Raw genomic sequence first — 16216 nt, forward strand, 5'->3', positions numbered from 1 at the left:
CAGCATGACCCTCACCACCACCGGCACCAGCGCCGCCGGCATCGAGTTCCACTACGACCTCGGCAACGACTTCTACGCGCTCTGGCTGGACGAGACGCTGAGCTACTCGGCGGCGGTCTGGGACGGCATCGCCCGCGACGAGGCCGACACCACCGCGCTGCCCCGGGCCCAGCGGGCCAAGCTCGACCTCCACCTCGACCTGGCCGGCGCCGCCCCCGGCGCGGGCCTGCGCCTGCTGGACGTCGGCTGCGGCTGGGGCGGCCTGCTGGCGCACGCGGCCGACGAGCGGCGGGTGGCCGAGGGCACCGGCCTCACCCTCTCCCGCGCCCAGCACGCCCACGTCGCGGGCCTCGGCCTGCCCGGCGTGGAGGTCCGGCTGGAGAGCTGGGACGACCACCGCCCCGAGCGGCCGTACGACGGCATCGTCTCCGTGGGTGCGTTCGAGCACTCCGCCACCGCCGGCATGAGCCGCGACGGGCGGGTCGCCGCCTACCGGGCCTACTTCGAGCGCTGCCACAGCTGGCTGCGCCCCGGTGCCCGGATGTCGCTGCAGACCATCGCCTACGACGGCGTGGCCGGCGGGGACGGCCCGGTCGGCTCCTTCGTGGCCGCCGACATCTTCCCCGGCGCGGTGCTGCCCAGGCTGGACGAGATCGCCACCGCCTGCGACCCGTACTTCTCCGTCGCCGTGGTCCGTGCCTCGGCCGAGGACTACGCCCGCACCCTGGGGGCCTGGTCGGCCCGGCTGCTGGGGGCCCGGGCGGAGGCGGAGCGCCTGGTCGGCGAGGAGGGCTTCCGCCGCTACCGCCGCTACCTCCGGGCCTGCGAAGTGACGTTCCTGCGCGGCGCGGCCACCCTCTACCGGTTCGGCTTCGTGCGGCGTGACGAGCCGCTGCGGCTGCCGGTCTGAGGCCGGGCGCGTGCAGCACGAAGCCGCACCGGTGACCAGGCGGCGGGCATGGGCGGCGGTGGCCGTCGTCTGCGCCGCGCTCTTCCTGCTCGGACTGGACTTCACCGTCCTCAACGTGGCCGTCCCCGGGCTGCGGGCCGAACTCGGCCCGACCCTGGCCGAGACCCAGTGGATCGTCGACGGCTACGCGCTCGCGCTCGGCGGCTGCGTGCTCGCCGCGGGCGCGCTCGGCGACCGCTACGGCCGCCGCCGGGCGTCCGCCGCCGGTCTGGCGCTCTGCGCGCTCGCCTCGGTGGCCGGCGCCATCGGCGACGGGCCCGCCCGGCCGGTCGCCACCGAACTGGTGATGAGCGCGGTGCCGGGGCCGGCTCCGCCCTCAACGACGCCACCCGGCAGGTCGGTTCGACACTGGGCGTGGCCGTGCTCGGATCCGTCCTGGCCACCGCGGTGGGCGACGCGCACGGCGGTCCGGACCCACGTGCCGCGTTCACCGACGGGCTGGCCGACGCCTCCTGGGCCGGCGTGGCCGTCGCGCTGGTCGGCGTGCTGACGGCCTGGCTCCGGCTGCCCGGACGCGTGCCTGACGCCGCCGCTACCGCGCCGCCCGCCGTCCCGGACCTGGACCGCTGACCGGCCGTCCCCCTCCTCCCGTTGCCCCGCCCCGAAAGGACCCTGCGCATGTCTGCCGTCTACGAGACCCTCCGCGACTGCCTGGTCGAGGAGTTCGACGTCCCCGCCGAACTCGTCCGCCCGGACGCCACCCTGGCCGAGCTCCAGCTCGACAGCCTCGCCCTGGTCGAACTCTCGCTGGTGGTGGAGGAGCGGATCGGCGTCACGGTCACCGACATCCGGCCGGACGCCACCCTCGGTGGGCCGGCCGCCTTCGCCGACGCCGACCTTGCGGCGGGTGCGGTCAGTTGAGCGGACGCGCGGTGGCCGTGAGCGGGCTCGGGCTGGTCACGCCGGCCGGTTTCGGGGTGCCGGCCAGCTGGAAGCACTTCCTCGGCGGGGAGCCGACCGCCCGGCCCGACCCCTGGCTGGCGGGGCTGAACGTCGACTTCTCCTGCCCGGTGGACGACTACGACACCGTCGGGCTGCTCGGCGGCCGGCTGGCCCGCCGGCTCGACCGCTTCGCCCAGCTCGCCGTCCTGGCCGCCCGCGAGGCCGTCGGTGACGCCCGGCTCGACCCGGCGCAGTGGGACGGCGACCGGGTCGGCGTCGTCCTCGGGGTGAGCGCCAACAGTGTGCAGACCCACCGGGCCGAGTACGCCCGGCTGGAGCAGGGCCGGGCCGACCGGGTCTCCCCGCTGATGGTGCCGCGCAGCATCCCCAACATGGCGGCCGGTGAGGTCAGCCTGGACCTCGGCGCGCGCGGCCCCAGCCTGGTCGCCAGTACCGCGTGCGCCTCCGGGACCACCGCCCTCGCCCTGGCCTGCGACCTGATCCGGGCCGGCACCTGCGACCTGGTGCTCGCCGGCGGCACGGACAGCCCGCGCTTCCCGATGGTGGCGACGGCCTTCGACCGGCTGGGCGCGCTCTCCCGGCGCCGGCACGACCCGGCCGGCGCCTCCCGCCCGTTCGACGCCGACCGGGACGGCTTCGTGCTCGGCGAGGGCGCCGGCGTCCTGGTCCTGGAGCGCGTGGACCACGCCCGGGCGCGCGGAGTCCGCCCGCGCGCCTACCTGGCGGGTCACGGCTCCGCCACCGACGCCTACCACTTCACCGCCCCCCACCCGGAGGGCGACGGCCTCGCCCGCGCGATCGACACCGCGCTCGCCGACGCCGGCCTGGCGCCGTACGAGATCGGGCACGTCAACGCGCACGGCACCGGCACCGCGCTGAACGACCCGGCCGAGGCGGCGGCGCTGCGGCGGGTCTTCCACCAGCCGCCGCCGGTCACCGCCAACAAGAGCGTGATCGGCCACACCATGGGCGCGGCCGGCGCGATCGAGGCGGCGCTGACCGTCCTGGTCCTGCAGCACGGGCTGATCCCGCCGACGGCCAATCTCGACCGGATCGACGAGCGGATCGGCCTCGACGTGGTCACCAAGCTGCCCCGGCCGGCCGCCGCCCAGGCGGCGGTCTCGGTCTCCTGCGGCTTCGGCGGCCAGAATGCGGCGGTCGTACTGACCGCCGCCTGACCGCCGCCGGGCCACCAGCCGGTGGCCGCTACCCGTGTCAGCCGGCCGACCCGTCGCCCCGCGGAGGGCCCGTGCCCGGCCGCGGGGCGGCCGTCGCTCCCGCCCGCCGTCCACGCCTGCTCTCCCGCCCCCGACCTGGAGTACCGCCATGCCCACCGGTTCCGCCCCGACCGCCCCTCCCGCGGCCCGTGCCACCGGCGACGCCCGCCCGCGCCGCCCCGGCGGCCCGCTCGGCCGGGCCCGGCTCGCCGCCGCCCGGCTCTACAGCCGCCTGCTGATGCACCGCCCGCCCACCGACTGGTCCGTCCCGCGCGCCGATGGCCGGTACGCGCCCACCGCGCCCGCCGACGACAGGCCGCTCACCCTCCTGATGCTCGGCGACTCGCTCGCCCAGAGCCTCGGCGCCAGCCGCCGCGAGGAGACCCTCGGCGCCCGGCTCGCCCAGGGGCTCGGCGAGCACCTCGACCGGCCGGTGGACCTGCGTGTCCTCGCCCGGGTGGGCGCCACCACGACGGACGTCCGGCGCCAGGTGGCCCGGACGGCGCGGCTCAGCCCCGGGATCGCGGTCCTGATCGTCGGCGGCAACGACGTCCTGCTCCCGCTGCCGCTGGGCCGCTCTGCCCGCCGGTTCGCGCACCTGCTGCGGGCGCTGGGCGGGCACCCGGAGGTCCCGTCGGCTGGCCCGGCTGCAGAGCCGCGCCGCCGAGCGGACGGGCGCGGTGCCGGCACCGTCCTCCGGCGCCGAGTTCCGCGACCGCGCCGACGAACTCCTCGGCCCCGACGGCGTCCACCCCTCGCCGCAGGGCTACGCCGAACACGCCGCCCGGATGCTCCCCAGCCTGGTGACGGCGGCCCGCCGACTGGGCCGTACCGACCCCGTCACCGCCTGAGCGGCATCACGCCGCCGTCGCCCGCCGGCACGCGACGCCCCCGCCAGGGGCACCGGGCACCGCGCGGCGGAAGGCCGCCGCGACCCCGTCAGCCCAGCGCGACCGCGCCGACCGCCTCCAGCGGCACCGTGCGGGCCGCCGTCGCCGCCCGGACGAGGGCCTGCATCACCCGCAGGTCCTCGCCCTGTTCGGGGTGCCACTGCACACCCAGCGTGAACCCCGGCCCCTCCAGCGCCTCCACGGTGCCGTCGGGCGCGTGCGCGCTCACCCGCAGGCCGTCGCCGAGCCGGTCGACGGCCTGGTGGTGGAAGGTCGGCACGGTCAGTTCGCTCTCCGGCAGCAGCCCGCCGAGGAGCGTGCCGGGCACCGGCCGGACCTTGTGCTCGCCGTACCTGCCGGGCGAGCCGGCGTGGACGTCCGGGCAGACCACGTCCGGCAGGTGCTGGACGAGCGTGCCGCCGCAGACCACGTTCAGCACCTGCATGCCCCGGCAGATCCCCAGCAGCGGCATGCCGGCCGCCAGCGCCGCCCGGAGCAGCGCCGACTCCCAGACGTCGCGCTCCGGCGAGTCCACGTCGGTCAGGGGGTGCCGCGGCTGCCCGTAGTACGCGGGGTCGATGTCCGGCCCGCCCGCGATGACGAGGGCGTCCAGCCGGGCGAGCACCTCCGGCGCGCGATCGGGGGCGTCCGGCGGCAGCAGCACCGCGACCCCGCCCGAGTCCCGTACGTACGCGGTGTACCGCTCGGGCACCAGCGCCACCCGGCGGTTCCGCCAGTCGCTCCAACTCGCGTCCACCAGATAGGTGCTGACGCCGATGAAAGGCCTGCGATCCATGGCGCGCATTCTCCTCCCGTCACTCCTGATAACCCGTCAATCCGGACTCTCGGCGCGCCACACCCGCCCGCCCTCTTCCGCCCCGTCCGTGGCAGGCCGTACGGTTCGCTGTGACCGCACGCTCTCGCTGAGTGATCGAACAGGAGGTTTCCCGCATGCCCGACAACGCCGCCGAGGGCGCGCCCCGGCGCGCGCCGCTCACCCTGGAGGAGCTGCGCACGCTGGTCGACGCCGGCGAGATCCACACCGTCGCGCTCGCCTTCACCGACATGCAGGGCCGGTTGCAGGGCAAGCGCTTCGCCGCCCGGTTCTTCCTCGACGAGGTCGCCGAGCACGGCGCCGAGGCCTGCGACTACCTGCTCGCCGTCGACGTCGACCTCAACACCGTCGACGGCTACGCCCTCTCCTCCTGGGAGACCGGCTACGGCGACTTCGCGATGCGCCCCGACCTCTCCACCCTCCGGCTCACTCCGTGGCAGCCCGGCACCGCACAGGCCACCGCCGACCTCGCCCGCCACGGCGGCCGCCCGGTCGACGCCGCGCCGCGGCAGCTGCTGCGCCGCCAGATCGAGCGGCTGGCCGAGTACGGGCTGGCCGCCGACATCGGCACGGAGCTGGAGTTCCTGGTCTTCCGCGACACCTACGAGCAGGCCTGGCTGGGCGGCTACCGCGGCCTGACCCCGGCCAACCAGTACAACGTCGACTACTCCATGCTCGGCACGGCGCGGGTCGAGCCGCTGCTCTCCCGGATCCGGGTCGAGATGGCCGGCGCCGGCCTCGTCGTGGAGTCCGCCAAGGGCGAGGCCAACCTCGGCCAGCACGAGATCGCCTTCCGCTACGCCGACGCCCTCACCACCTGCGACCAGCACAGCGTCTACAAGACGGGCGCCAAGGAGATCGCCGCCCAACAGGGCTGCGCGCTCACCTTCATGGCCAAGTACAACGAGCGCGAGGGCAACAGCTGCCACATCCACCTCTCGCTGCGCGACCTGCGGGACTCCTCGGCCGGCCCGGGCGGCACCCCGGCCTTCGCCGACCGCGACGGGCGGATGACGGACACCATGCGGCACTTCCTCGCCGGGCAGCTCACCGCGCTGCGCGAGTTCAGCCTGCTCTACGCGCCCAACATCAACTCCTACAAGCGGTACCGCCCCGGCTCGTTCGCCCCGACCGCCGTCGCCTGGGGCCGGGACAACCGCACCTGTGCGTACCGGGTGGTGGGGCGCGGTCCGGGCCTGCGGATGGAGAACCGCGTGCCCGGCGGCGACGTCAACCCGTACCTCGCGGTGGCCGGAATGATCGCCGCCGGCCTGCACGGCCTCGAGCAGAAGCTCGACCTGCCCGCGCCCTGCCTCGGCAGCGCCTACTCCGTCGACGACTACGCCCGGGTGCCCGGCTCCCTGCGCGAGGCCGCCGACCTCTGGGCGGAGAGCGAGCTGGCCCGGGACGCCTTCGGTCCCGACGTGGCCGAGCACTACCTGCACATGGCCCGGGTCGAGCAGGCCGCCTACGACGGCGCCGTCACCGACTGGGAGCGCTACCGATCCTTCGAGCGGATGTGAGCACGTGAACCCGACCGGCAGCGGCGAGCCCGCCACCAGCACCGTCCGCAACCCCGCCACCGGCGAGCCGATCGCCGACGTCCCCGACACCACCCCCGAGCGGCTCGACGCCGCCGTCCAGCGCGCGGTCAAGGCCCAGCAGGGCTGGGCCGCCCTCGCCCCCGGAGAACGGGCCCGGCTGCTGCGGCGGTTCGCCGACCAGGTCGACGCGCACGTGCACGAGCTGGCCACCCTGGAGGTGACCGAGGCCGGCCACACCGTCGGCAACGCCCGCTGGGAGGCCGGCAACGTCCGCGACCTGCTGGAGTACGCCGCCGGGGGAGTGGAACGGCTGACCGGCCGGCAGATCCCGGTGGCCGGGGGCCTGGACGTCACCTTCCACGAACCGGTCGGCGTGGTGGGCGTGATCGCCCCGTGGAACTTCCCGATGCCGGTCGCCGCCTGGGGCTTCGCCCCCGCCCTCGCGGCGGGCAACGCGGTACTGCTCAAACCCGCCGAGGCCACCCCGCTCACCGCCCTGCGGCTGGCCGAACTCGCCCTCGCCGCAGGGCTGCCCGAAGGCGTGTTCCAGGTCGTCCCCGGCGCCGGCGGCACCACCGGCCGGGCCCTGGTCGACCACCCCGCCGTCCGCAAGATCGTCTTCACCGGCTCCACCGTGGTCGGCAAGGAGGTCGCCGCCCGCTGCGCCGCCCGCGCCAAGCGGGTCACCCTCGAACTCGGCGGCAAGAGCCCCAACATCGTCTTCGCCGACGCCGACCTCGCCCGCGCCGCCGACCCGATGTCCTTCCTCGACAACAGCGGCCAGGACTGCTGCGCGCGCAGCCGGATCCTGGTCCAGCGCGAGGCCTACGACGACTTCCTGGCCCACCTGCTGCCCGCGGTCGAGGCCGTCCGCACCGGCGATCCGGCCGATCCCCGGACCGAGCTCGGCCCGCTGATCTCCGCCGCCCAGGTCCGCCGGGTCGCCTCCTACGTCACCCCCGACCTGCCGGTGCTGGCCCGCGGCACGGTGCCCGGCGGGCCCGGCTTCTGGTACCCGCCGACGGTGCTGGCGCCCGCGGAGCCCGACGCCCCGGTCGTCACGGAGGAGATCTTCGGCCCGGTCGCCGTGGTGCTGCCCTTCGACGGCGAGGCGGACGCCCTGCGCCTGGCCAACGCCACCCGCTACGGCCTCTCCGGCTCCATCTGGACCCGCGACCTCGGCCGGGCGCTGCGGCTGGCCCGGGGCGTCGCGGCGGGCAACCTGTCGGTCAACTCGCACTCCTCGGTGCGGTACTGGACGCCGTTCGGGGGCTTCGGCGAGTCCGGGATCGGCCGCGAGCTGGGGCCGGACGCGCTGAGGCACTTCACCGAGACCAAGAACGTCTTCATCCAGAGCGAGGAGTAGGAGCCGGCATGACCGAGAAGGCCCCGAAGCCGGAGCAGGCCGGCCCGGTCTGCCGCCGCCTGGCCGACCGCACCGCCGTGATCACCGGCGCGGGCAGCGGCATCGGCCTGGCCGCCGCCCGCCGGCTCGCCGCGGAGGGCGCGAAGGTGGTCTGCGCCGACCTCGACGAGCCGGCCGGCAAGGCGGCCGCCAAGGAGGTCGGCGGCCTCTTCGTGCACACCGACGTCACCGACCCGTACATGGTCGAGGCGCTCTTCGACGAGGCCTACGAGACGTACGGCAGCGTGGACGTCGCCTTCAACAACGCGGGCATCTCGCCGCCGGAGGACGACTCCATCCTGACCACCGGGCTGGACGCCTGGCGCAAGGTCCAGGAGGTCAACCTGACCTCCGTCTACCTCTGCTGCAAGGCGGCGCTGCCGTACATGCGGAGGCACGGGCGCGGCTCGATCATCAACACCGCCAGCTTCGTGGCCCGGATGGGCGCGGCCACCTCGCAGATCTCCTACACCGCCTCCAAGGGCGGGGTGCTGGCGATGTCGCGCGAGCTGGGCGTGCAGTTCGCCCGCGAGGGCATCCGGGTCAACGCGCTCTCGCCCGGCCCGGTGGACACCCCGCTGCTGCGGGAGCTCTTCGCGAAGGACCCGGAACGGGCGGCCCGCCGGCTGGTGCACATCCCGCTCGGCCGCTTCGCCCGCCCGGAGGAGATCGCCGCCGCGGTCGCATTCCTGGCCAGCGACGACTCCTCCTTCATCACGGCGAGCGAGTTCCTGGTCGACGGCGGTATCTCCGGGGCGTACGTCACACCGCTGTAGACCGCTCCCGGAGTTCTCACCGGAATCTCATCGAAAATGCCGGGAATTCGCGGTCACACTGATATCGCGTTTATCCGGCTGCCTTTAGATTCTCTGTCGTGAGTGAGCAGATCCCCGCCGGGTGGTACCCGGACCCGAAGGACATCACCAGCGATCCGCGGCCGCAGCGCTGGTGGGACGGCACGGGCTGGACGGCCAGCACCCGGCCCGCACCCTCGGACGCCCCGCCGCCGGAGCCCCCGGCGGCGCAGGCTCCGGGGCCGGACGAGACCGCCGAGACCCGGGTGCTGGAGGGGGAGGTGCTGGGGAGCGGGCCGAGCGTCCGCTACCCCGAGCCGCCCCCCTTCGCCACCGCCTACGGCGCGCCCGTGCCGCCGGCGCCGAAGCGTCCGCGCAGGCCGTCCAAGCTGGTCCTCGCGACGGCCGTGGCCGCGCTGCTCGGGCTGGCCGCCGGCTCCGGCATCACCTGTCTGGTGATGGACGACCACGGCGGGAAGCAGGCCTCGCACCGCACCGCGAGGCCGGCGCCGTACGGCCAGGACGGCCCCTGGGGCGGCCTGCCCGACTTCAGCGGCCCCGACGGCAACGGCGGGAGCAACGGCGGCGGCAGCGGGGACGGCAAGGGCGGCGGGAACGGCAACAACGGGAACGGCAAGGGCAACAACGGGAACGGCGGCGGCGGGAACGGCAAGGGGAACGGCAAGGGCAGCGGCACCGCCGCCGACCTGGTGAACCGGGTCACCCTGCCCGTCCCCGCCGGCTGGGAGGGCGGCACCACCAAGGACGGCTACGCCGCTCTGAGCGTGGGCTCGTACACCTGCGAGGGCGGCGGAACCTGCTCGCTCGGCGGCGCCAACACCGGCCGCATCAGCGGGGGCGGCACCGACGTCCAGGCGGCGGCCAAGGCCGACATCGAGAAGGCGGCCAAGGACTCGTACAACGACGTCAACTCCCACGAGGAGATGAAGTCGGAGGCGGTCAAGGTCGTCGGCAGGGACGGCTACCTGGTCCGCTGGAAGGTCGACGCGGCCAAGGGCAACGACGGCTACGTGGAGACCGTGGTCTTCCCGTCGGCCGACGGGAAGTCACTGGTCTCCGTCCACCTGGGCTTCGACATCGCCGACAAGGCACCAGACGTCGCCGTGATGGACACCATCGTCAAGGGCATCGCCGACTACACCGGCAAGGTGCCGGCCTTCCCGGGCGGCGGCGCCGGCCCGGACGACGGGACCGGCACCGGTACCACCTGACCGCGCTGCTCCGCTCACGCACGGCGGCCCACCCGGAACCTCCGGGCGGGCCGCCGTCGTGTCCGGCTCGCCGGCTCTCCGGTCCGCGCCGCGTTCAGCCGGCACGGGGCGGACCGCCACGAGGGTGGGTCGCCGGCCCCGGACCGTACGGGGGTTGACGGGCGGTCCGGGGCCGGCCTCCGGCGGTCAGGAGTCGCGTCGAACAGCCTCGAAGCGACGGCGCCGGAGCACCATGCCGGCCCAGCCGACGCCGATCGCCGCGGCCCCTGCGAGCAGCAGCGGGCCGGTGGCCGAGCCGCCGACGGCGGCGCTGGCGGTCGGAACGACGGCGCCGGCCGGCTCGTTGGCGTTGCCGCCGTGTCCGTGGTGGGCGACGGTGGACTTGGACTGGCCCGCGGCGATCTGCTCCTCGCTCGGCGCGGGCGGCGCCTGCGCGGCCAGGGCCTGGACCGGCTGCCCGGCGGCTGCGGCGGCCTTGCCGAAGTCGACGTCGGAGCAGCTGTAGAAGGCCTCGGGGCTGTCGCTGCGCTGCCAGACCATGTAGAGCAGCTGGCGGCCGGTGCGCTGCGGCAGCGTGCCGCTGTAGCTGTAGTAGCCGTCCGCCGCGGTCCTGCTGGTCGGCACCACCGCGACCGGGGCCGGGTCGAGGTCGGACCACTTCAGGGGCTGGGTCGGGTCCCAGCTCTGCTTGGTGATGTAGACGGTCTGGGTGCCGAGGTGCGGCGCGGTGACGCGGAACTTGAGGTCGAGCCTGCCGGAACTCACCGGGGTGGCGGGCCAGTCGGCCCGCGGCAGGTCCAGTGCCTTGTACTTGTCCCGGTTGGCCGAGCAGAGCTTGCCGTCCGGGATCAGCGCCTGGTGGTGGCCGTCCGCGTTGGCGATGTTGACCTCGTTCCAGTCGTACAGCGGCTGGGTGCCGCTCATCGCCACGAGGTCCTTGCAGATCTGGGACTTGGGGGTCTCCGGGCCTTCGGCGTAGCAGGCGGCGACCCGGCTGACCGGGCCGGTCATCGTGCCGTGAGCGCTTGCGGTGCCGGTGGCGGTGGCCGACACGGCGAGGACCGCGGCGCCTATCACGCCGACGGGCAGGGCACTTCGCTTGATGGACATGGGGTGGGGACTCCTTGACCGTGTTCCGGGTCGACCGTGTGGGGGATGGACACGCCTGCCCGGGGGGGCCGCCGACCCGGCGCGCGGGCCCCGGCCAGAGCGTATGATTGGACTAGACCAACTGGCAATAGCCCGTTGTGGTGCACTTTTTGACGGACTGTAGCCGTACGTCCAGCACAAAGGCCCGATGGGAAGCCTGAGTTAGGCATCCCATCGGGCCTTCTTAAGGTTCGGGAAAGGGTGCGGGCAGGGGTCAGCCCTGTGGCCGGCCGTGCTGGTGGAGGGTCGCGTTCACCGTGTACCCCAGCATCACGTTGCCCTGTGTCCCGCCGCTGATCTCGTTGTGCACGGTGACCTGCGCCTGCGCGGGCAGCTGCGGCGTGAACTCGTCCAGGATCGACCGGAGTTCGGCCGCCGCCCCGGGATCCCGCAGCAGGCGGCGGAGCCGGCCGCGCAGCTCGGCGGTGCAGTCGGCGACCAGCTCGGCCTCGCCCTCGGCCTGCACCACCTCGATCCGGATCTCCTCCAGTTCGGCGGCGACCTCCTCGGCGTCCCGGCCCCGTCCGAACAGCGCCGCCAGGCGTGAACGGGCCTGCGTCCAGGCCTCGGTGGCCATCAGCCCCACCAGCGTGGTCGCCCCCGACGTCGCCAGCTGCACGATCTCGGCTTCCATGCCGCCTCCGTATGGCCTCGTGGTGTACGCACCACGGTAGGGCACGGGCGGACGGCGGGTCAGAGGAACGTCTTCGCCTCGCCCCGGTAGGTCGGGACGGTCCGCACCACCGCGTCGCCCTCGATCAGGTGCAGTTCGGCGAAGCGCTCGCACAGCTCGCCCGCCTTGGCGTGCCGGAACCAGACCCGGTCGCCGATCAGCAGGTCGTCGGCGGCCGAACCGAGCAGCGGGGTCTGCACCTCGCCGGCGCCCTCCATCGGGTCGTAGCGCAGCCCCTGCGGCAGGTACGGGACCGGCGAGCGGTCCGGGCCGGCCACGCCGGAGGCCGGGTAGCCGCCGCCGAGCACCGTCACCACGCCGACGCCGGGCCGGCGCACCACGGGCTGGCCGAACAGTGCGGCCGGCCGGCCCCGGAACGAGCGGTAGTGGTCGAACAGCTGCGGCACGTACAGCCCGGAGCCGGCCGCCACCTCGGTGACCGCCCGCTCGGCGACGGTCGACTCGACGCTGCCGGTGCCGCCGCCGTTGACGAACTCCAGCTCGGCCACCCGCCGCAGCCGCCGGACCGTCTCGGCGCGGCGCTCGGCCAGCTCGGTCCGCGCCTTGGCCTGCAGCAGCCGGATCATCCGCGACCGCACCGGCTTGCCCGGCACGTCGTCCGCGACACCGGCGATGTGCCCCTCGTACGCCATCAGCCCGACCACCCGGAACCCCCGGCGGCGCTGGACCAGTTCGGCGAAGGCGCCCAGGGCGTCGGGTGTGCGCAGCGGCGAGCGCCGGGCGCCGACCCGCACCCGCCCGCCGAACAGGTGCAGCGCGGTGTCCAGCTCCAGGCAGACCCGCACCTCGGCGGAGCCGCCCCGGGCCGCGTCGATCAGGTCCAGCTGGGCCGGGTCGTCCAGCAGCACGGTGACGGAGGCGGCCAGCTCCGGGTCGGTGGTCAGCTCGGCGAAGCCGGCCCGGTCGGCGGAGGGGTAGGCGAGCAGGATGTCGCGCAGTCCGGAGCGGGCCAGCCAGAGCGACTCGGCGAGGGTGTAGCTCATCACCCCGGCGAAGCCGTCCGTGGCCAGCACCCGCTCCAGCAGGGCCCGGCACCGCACCGACTTGCTGGCCACCCGGACCGGCTTGCCCGCCGCGCGGCGCACCAGGTCGGCGGCGTTGGCGTCGAAGGCCGCCAGGTCGACGACGGCCACCGGGCCGTCGAGGTGGGCGGTGGCCCGGTCGTACCGGGCGCGGTCGGCCGCCGGTGAGGGGGCGGGCACGGTACGGGCAGCAGCTTCGAGCGTGGCCATGGCCGCACCTTGCCACACCCCCACTACCGACGGGTAGGGGCGCGACGTACCCGATTGCCGGGGGCGGGTGGCGGGTGTGAGGTGGCATAGGGTCGGCCGGGTGGACCGCAAGAACATCCCGAACCCAGGATTCGCCGACGACGACGGCACCGCCGACCCCGCGCTCGCCGCGGCGCTCGCGCGCTGGTCGCAGGACCGCACGGCCGAACCGGAGCTGCTCGCGGCGCTGGCGCCGACCCGCCTGATGGTCCCGATCGTCGCCGTCCTCGGCGAGGTGGAGGTGGACGAGCACGGGCACAGGCACGAGAAGACCAGCGACATGGCCGTCCCGGTGGTGGAGGCCGCCGACGGCCGCCGCGCCCTGCCGGCCTTCACCTCGCTGGAGACGATGACCCGCTGGCGCGCCGATGCCCGCCCGGCGCCGGTCGCCGCGCCGCAGGCGGCGATGGTCGCCTTCTCGGAGCGGGCCGACACCCTGCTGGTCGACCCGGCCGGCCCGGTGACGTACCAGCTGTCCGGCGCCCGGCTGCGCGCGCTGGCCGAGAACCGGCCGTACCTGCCGCCGCTGGCCGACCCCGAGGTGCGGGAGGCCGTCCGGGCGCTGCTGGCGGCCGAGCCGCAGGTGGTGAGCGGTCTGCTGGCGCCCTACCAGGACGGCGACGGGCTGCTCGCGGTGGTGTTCGACCCGGCGCTGGACCAGGCGGGCGTGCAGGCGGCCGCGCAGCGGGTGGGGCGGGCCGTGGCCGCCGACCCGGTGCTGCGGGTCCGGCTCGACCGGGGCCTGAGCCTGGCGGTGCTGCCGGCCGGCGCGGAGCTGCCGGGCGAGCCGCTCCACCGGCGCTGAACGCGCAGGTGCCCCCTCGGGCCGGGGATCCGAGGGGGCACCGCCGTGTCCGGGGGCTCAGGCGTAGACCGGCCCGGTGAACTTCTCGCCCGGGCCCGCGCCCGGCGCGTCCGGGACGAGGGAGGCCTCGCGGAAGGCCAGCTGGAGCGACTTGAGGCCGTCGCGCAGCGGGGCGGCGTGGAAGTTGCTGATCTCGGGGGCGCCGGCGGTGACCAGCCCGGCCAGCGCGGTGATCAGCTTGCGGGCCTCGTCGAGGTCCTTGTCGGCCTCGCCGCCCTCGGCCAGGCCGCACTTCACGGCGGCGGCGCTCATCAGGTGCACCGCGACGGTGGTGATCACCTCGACGGCCGGGACCTCGGCGATGTCCCGGGTGAGGTCGTCGAAACCGATCGCCTCGTCGTCCGCGGCGGGGTTCTGGGTGGGCTCGCTGCTCAAGGGGGGCTCGTTCCGTCGTGCCGGTGTCCGTACAGAGGGAGCGTACAAGGGCTGGTGGGGAGGGGCGGAATAGCGTTGGACCCCCGCGCGCTGTATGCTTCGAGACTGACCGGCCAGGAGCCCTTGAGGGCGCCCGGCCAGCAAGTGGAGGCTCCACCCAGGAGGCCCGAGAGGGCAACCGCGAAAGTCTCCCACCTGGTCGACCTCACGGTCGACGGGTCCCGGTCCGCGTTCGGCGCCCAGGCGCCGAGTCGCCCGCAGCGTCCCTCACCGGACGCCGCCCCCGGTTGTGTGGAGCCCCGCTTGTACCGAGCGGGGCTTTTTTCGTGTCGCGGTGCATGCAGTGCCTACCAGCAAGTCAGGCAGCGCAGCACGAATGAAGCCCCGCCCAGTGGTCGAGTCCACTACGTGCGACCGCCGTCCGACGGCCGCATCGCAGAAGGTGCAACCGAGGAGGCCCCATCAGCACCGAGCCCCGCATCAACGACCGGATTCGCGTCCCCGAGGTGCGACTCGTCGGTCCCAGCGGCGAGCAGGTCGGCATCGTGCCGCTTGCCAAGGCGCTGGAGCTCGCGCAGGAGTACGACCTCGACCTGGTCGAGGTCGCGGCGACCGCCCGGCCGCCGGTGTGCAAGCTCATGGACTACGGCAAGTTCAAGTACGAGTCGGCCATGAAGGCCCGTGAGGCGCGCAAGAACCAGGCGCACACGGTCATCAAGGAGATGAAGCTCCGGCCGAAGATCGACCCGCACGACTATGACACCAAGAAGGGTCACGTCGTCCGGTTCCTCAAGCAGGGCGACAAGGTCAAGATCACGATCATGTTCCGCGGTCGTGAGCAGTCCCGCCCCGAGCTGGGCTTCCGACTGCTGCAGCGGCTGGCGAACGACGTCCAGGACCTGGGCTTCGTGGAGTCCTCGGCCAAGCAGGACGGCCGAAACATGATCATGGTTCTCGGCCCGCACAAGAAGAAGACCGAGGCGATGGCCGAGGCCCGCGCGCTCGCCGACGCCCGCAAGGCCGAGCGTCAGGGCCGGACCACCGGTCCCGACGACGCCGCGGTCGACGACGACGCAGCGCTTGAGGCCGAGAACGCCGCGGCCGAGGCGGAGGCCGACGAGGCCGACGTCGAGGACGCCGCCGAGGTCGAGCAGCCGGCCGAGGCCTCCCAGGACGCCTGAGCCTTCACGGCCAGGGCGGCCCGGGAGACCGGCCACCAAGGGTGACGGGGCGTCCCGCCCGGTCACCGCAGATCCATCCTTCACGCCCGCGCGGCCAACACCGCGCGGGCGTGGACGGACCGACGAGGAGATACGGCGAAATGCCGAAGCAGAAGACGCACAGTGGCGCCAGCAAGCGCTTCAAGATCAGTGGCTCTGGCAAGGTGCTGCGCGAGCGCGCCGGCCGCCGCCACCTCCTGGAGCACAAGCCCTCGACGCTGACCCGCAAGCTGGCCGGGACCGTCGTGCTGGCCCCCGCTGACGCCAAGAAGATCAAGAAGCTTCTCGGCAAGTGATCGCCCTCCCGCCCGGCGCGAGCCGCGAGCGGGGCAGCTGATCCTTCCCGACCCATTCGAATGACGGACCGCGTGAAGTAGTCCGTGGTCCAACCCAAGGAGTAATCAAGTGGCACGCGTCAAGCGGGCAGTCAACGCCCACAAGAAGCGCCGGGTCATCCTGGAGCGCGCCAGCGGCTACCGTGGCCAGCGCTCGCGCCTGTACCGCAAGGCCAAGGAGCAGGTCACCCACTCGCTGGTCTACAACTTCAACGACCGCAAGAAGCGCAAGGGTGACTTCCGTCAGCTGTGGATCCAGCGCATCAACGCTGCGGCCCGTGCCAACGGCATCACCTACAACCGCTTCGTGCAGGGCCTGAAGGCCGCCAGCGTCGAGATCGACCGCAAGATGCTGGCCGACCTCGCGGTGAACGACCCGGGCGCCTTCGCGTCGCTGGTCGAGGTCGCGCAGAAGGCGCTGCCGGCCGACGTGAACGCCCCGAAGGCCGCCGCCGACGCCGCCTGATCCTCCTGGATCGGCAGTCGCACCGACCGGACCCGCAGGCACCTCCTGCGG

Annotated in this window: 18 protein-coding genes and 1 pseudogene; 14 read left to right on the forward strand and 5 right to left on the reverse strand. The window is 74.4% G+C overall.

Features of this window, described 5'->3' with window-relative positions:
• The first annotated feature begins 4 nt into the window (after positions 1–4).
• From OG286_RS30875 to OG286_RS30900, 6 genes and pseudogenes are all read left to right on the forward strand, one after another.
• Positions 5–910 (forward strand): class I SAM-dependent methyltransferase, encoded by a 906-nt coding sequence (locus tag OG286_RS30875; protein WP_396321759.1) that lies wholly within the window; start codon positions 5–7, stop codon positions 908–910.
• A gap of 10 nt (positions 911–920) precedes the next feature.
• Positions 921–1460: an MFS transporter gene (locus tag OG286_RS30880; protein ID WP_396321758.1), complete on the forward strand. Its 540-nt coding sequence runs from the start codon at positions 921–923 to the stop codon at positions 1458–1460.
• 128 nt (positions 1461–1588) lie between these two features.
• The gene (locus OG286_RS30885) at positions 1589–1831 is read left to right on the forward strand and encodes an acyl carrier protein (protein WP_396321757.1); all 243 of its coding nucleotides are present in this window, start codon (positions 1589–1591) and stop codon (positions 1829–1831) included.
• A complete protein-coding gene (locus OG286_RS30890) occupies positions 1828–3051 on the forward strand; it encodes a beta-ketoacyl-[acyl-carrier-protein] synthase family protein (protein ID WP_405365919.1) in 1224 nt (407 codons plus the stop codon). The genes OG286_RS30885 and OG286_RS30890 overlap by 4 nt, the downstream gene beginning before the upstream one ends.
• A gap of 370 nt (positions 3052–3421) precedes the next feature.
• A pseudogene (locus OG286_RS30895) lies at positions 3422–3715 on the forward strand (GDSL-type esterase/lipase family protein); the annotation flags it as partial.
• Positions 3716–3770: 55 nt separating this feature from the next.
• Positions 3771–3941: a hypothetical protein gene (locus tag OG286_RS30900; protein ID WP_405365920.1), complete on the forward strand. Its 171-nt coding sequence runs from the start codon at positions 3771–3773 to the stop codon at positions 3939–3941.
• A gap of 88 nt (positions 3942–4029) precedes the next feature.
• Here OG286_RS30900 and OG286_RS30905 read toward each other — a convergent pair whose 3' ends face one another.
• Positions 4030–4776, reverse strand: coding sequence for a gamma-glutamyl-gamma-aminobutyrate hydrolase family protein (locus OG286_RS30905; RefSeq protein ID WP_396321754.1), 747 nt, complete (start codon positions 4774–4776; stop codon positions 4030–4032).
• 155 nt (positions 4777–4931) lie between these two features.
• Here OG286_RS30905 and OG286_RS30910 point away from each other — a divergent pair, with 155 nt between their 5' ends.
• From OG286_RS30910 to OG286_RS30925, 4 genes are all read left to right on the forward strand, one after another.
• The gene (locus tag OG286_RS30910; RefSeq protein ID WP_396321753.1) at positions 4932–6338 is read left to right on the forward strand and encodes a glutamine synthetase family protein; all 1407 of its coding nucleotides are present in this window, start codon (positions 4932–4934) and stop codon (positions 6336–6338) included.
• A gap of 4 nt (positions 6339–6342) precedes the next feature.
• Positions 6343–7725, forward strand: coding sequence for an aldehyde dehydrogenase family protein (locus OG286_RS30915; RefSeq protein ID WP_396321752.1), 1383 nt, complete (start codon positions 6343–6345; stop codon positions 7723–7725).
• Positions 7726–7733: 8 nt separating this feature from the next.
• Positions 7734–8540, forward strand: a complete 807-nt coding sequence (locus OG286_RS30920) for a 3-oxoacyl-ACP reductase (protein ID WP_396321751.1) — start codon at positions 7734–7736, stop codon at positions 8538–8540.
• A 98-nt stretch (positions 8541–8638) separates the two neighbouring features.
• Positions 8639–9790: a DUF2510 domain-containing protein gene (locus OG286_RS30925; protein WP_405365921.1), complete on the forward strand. Its 1152-nt coding sequence runs from the start codon at positions 8639–8641 to the stop codon at positions 9788–9790.
• Between the two features lie 186 nt (positions 9791–9976).
• Here the strand turns inward: OG286_RS30925 and OG286_RS30930 are convergent, their stop codons facing one another.
• The 3 genes from OG286_RS30930 to OG286_RS30940 all read right to left on the reverse strand — a co-directional run bounded on the left by OG286_RS30930 (position 9977) and on the right by OG286_RS30940 (position 12865).
• Positions 9977–10900 (reverse strand): lytic polysaccharide monooxygenase, encoded by a 924-nt coding sequence (locus OG286_RS30930; protein WP_396321749.1) that lies wholly within the window; start codon positions 10898–10900, stop codon positions 9977–9979.
• A gap of 253 nt (positions 10901–11153) precedes the next feature.
• Positions 11154–11573: a hypothetical protein gene (locus OG286_RS30935; RefSeq protein WP_396321748.1), complete on the reverse strand. Its 420-nt coding sequence runs from the start codon at positions 11571–11573 to the stop codon at positions 11154–11156.
• Between the two features lie 59 nt (positions 11574–11632).
• Positions 11633–12865, reverse strand: a complete 1233-nt coding sequence (locus OG286_RS30940) for an amino acid deaminase/aldolase (RefSeq protein WP_396321747.1) — start codon at positions 12863–12865, stop codon at positions 11633–11635.
• A gap of 100 nt (positions 12866–12965) precedes the next feature.
• Between OG286_RS30940 and OG286_RS30945 the strand changes: the two genes are divergently transcribed.
• Positions 12966–13709: an SseB family protein gene (locus OG286_RS30945; protein ID WP_405365922.1), complete on the forward strand. Its 744-nt coding sequence runs from the start codon at positions 12966–12968 to the stop codon at positions 13707–13709.
• Between the two features lie 57 nt (positions 13710–13766).
• Here the strand turns inward: OG286_RS30945 and OG286_RS30950 are convergent, their stop codons facing one another.
• Entirely contained in the window at positions 13767–14144 is a 378-nt protein-coding gene (locus tag OG286_RS30950) for a DUF1844 domain-containing protein (RefSeq protein WP_209415201.1), read from the reverse strand.
• 461 nt (positions 14145–14605) lie between these two features.
• Between OG286_RS30950 and infC the strand changes: the two genes are divergently transcribed.
• The 3 genes from infC to rplT all read left to right on the forward strand — a co-directional run bounded on the left by infC (position 14606) and on the right by rplT (position 16165).
• Complete coding sequence (infC, locus tag OG286_RS30955) at positions 14606–15325, forward strand: translation initiation factor IF-3 (RefSeq protein ID WP_396321819.1); 720 nt, start codon at positions 14606–14608, stop codon at positions 15323–15325.
• A gap of 140 nt (positions 15326–15465) precedes the next feature.
• Positions 15466–15660 (forward strand): 50S ribosomal protein L35, encoded by a 195-nt coding sequence (gene rpmI, locus OG286_RS30960; RefSeq protein WP_148647646.1) that lies wholly within the window; start codon positions 15466–15468, stop codon positions 15658–15660.
• Between the two features lie 109 nt (positions 15661–15769).
• Complete coding sequence (gene rplT / locus OG286_RS30965) at positions 15770–16165, forward strand: 50S ribosomal protein L20 (protein WP_030055649.1); 396 nt, start codon at positions 15770–15772, stop codon at positions 16163–16165.
• The last annotated feature ends 51 nt before the right edge of the window (positions 16166–16216 follow it).

The organism is Kitasatospora sp. NBC_00039 (assembly GCF_045160625.1).
Lineage (GTDB): Bacteria > Actinomycetota > Actinomycetes > Streptomycetales > Streptomycetaceae > Kitasatospora.

Excerpts from the sequence above, each read along its gene's own strand:
- OG286_RS30875 (WP_396321759.1), top strand. The coding sequence starts at position 5 with ATGACCCTCACCACCACCGGCACCAGCGCCGCCGGCATCGAGTTCCAC.
- OG286_RS30885 (WP_396321757.1), top strand. The coding sequence starts at position 1,589 with ATGTCTGCCGTCTACGAGACCCTCCGCGACTGCCTGGTCGAGGAGTTC.
- OG286_RS30905 (WP_396321754.1), bottom strand. The coding sequence starts at position 4,776 with ATGGATCGCAGGCCTTTCATCGGCGTCAGCACCTATCTGGTGGACGCG.
- OG286_RS30910 (WP_396321753.1), top strand. The coding sequence starts at position 4,932 with ATGCCCGACAACGCCGCCGAGGGCGCGCCCCGGCGCGCGCCGCTCACC.
- OG286_RS30920 (WP_396321751.1), top strand. The coding sequence starts at position 7,734 with ATGACCGAGAAGGCCCCGAAGCCGGAGCAGGCCGGCCCGGTCTGCCGC.
- OG286_RS30930 (WP_396321749.1), bottom strand. The coding sequence starts at position 10,900 with ATGTCCATCAAGCGAAGTGCCCTGCCCGTCGGCGTGATAGGCGCCGCG.
- OG286_RS30935 (WP_396321748.1), bottom strand. The coding sequence starts at position 11,573 with ATGGAAGCCGAGATCGTGCAGCTGGCGACGTCGGGGGCGACCACGCTG.
- OG286_RS30940 (WP_396321747.1), bottom strand. The coding sequence starts at position 12,865 with ATGGCCACGCTCGAAGCTGCTGCCCGTACCGTGCCCGCCCCCTCACCG.
- rpmI (WP_148647646.1), top strand. The coding sequence starts at position 15,466 with ATGCCGAAGCAGAAGACGCACAGTGGCGCCAGCAAGCGCTTCAAGATC.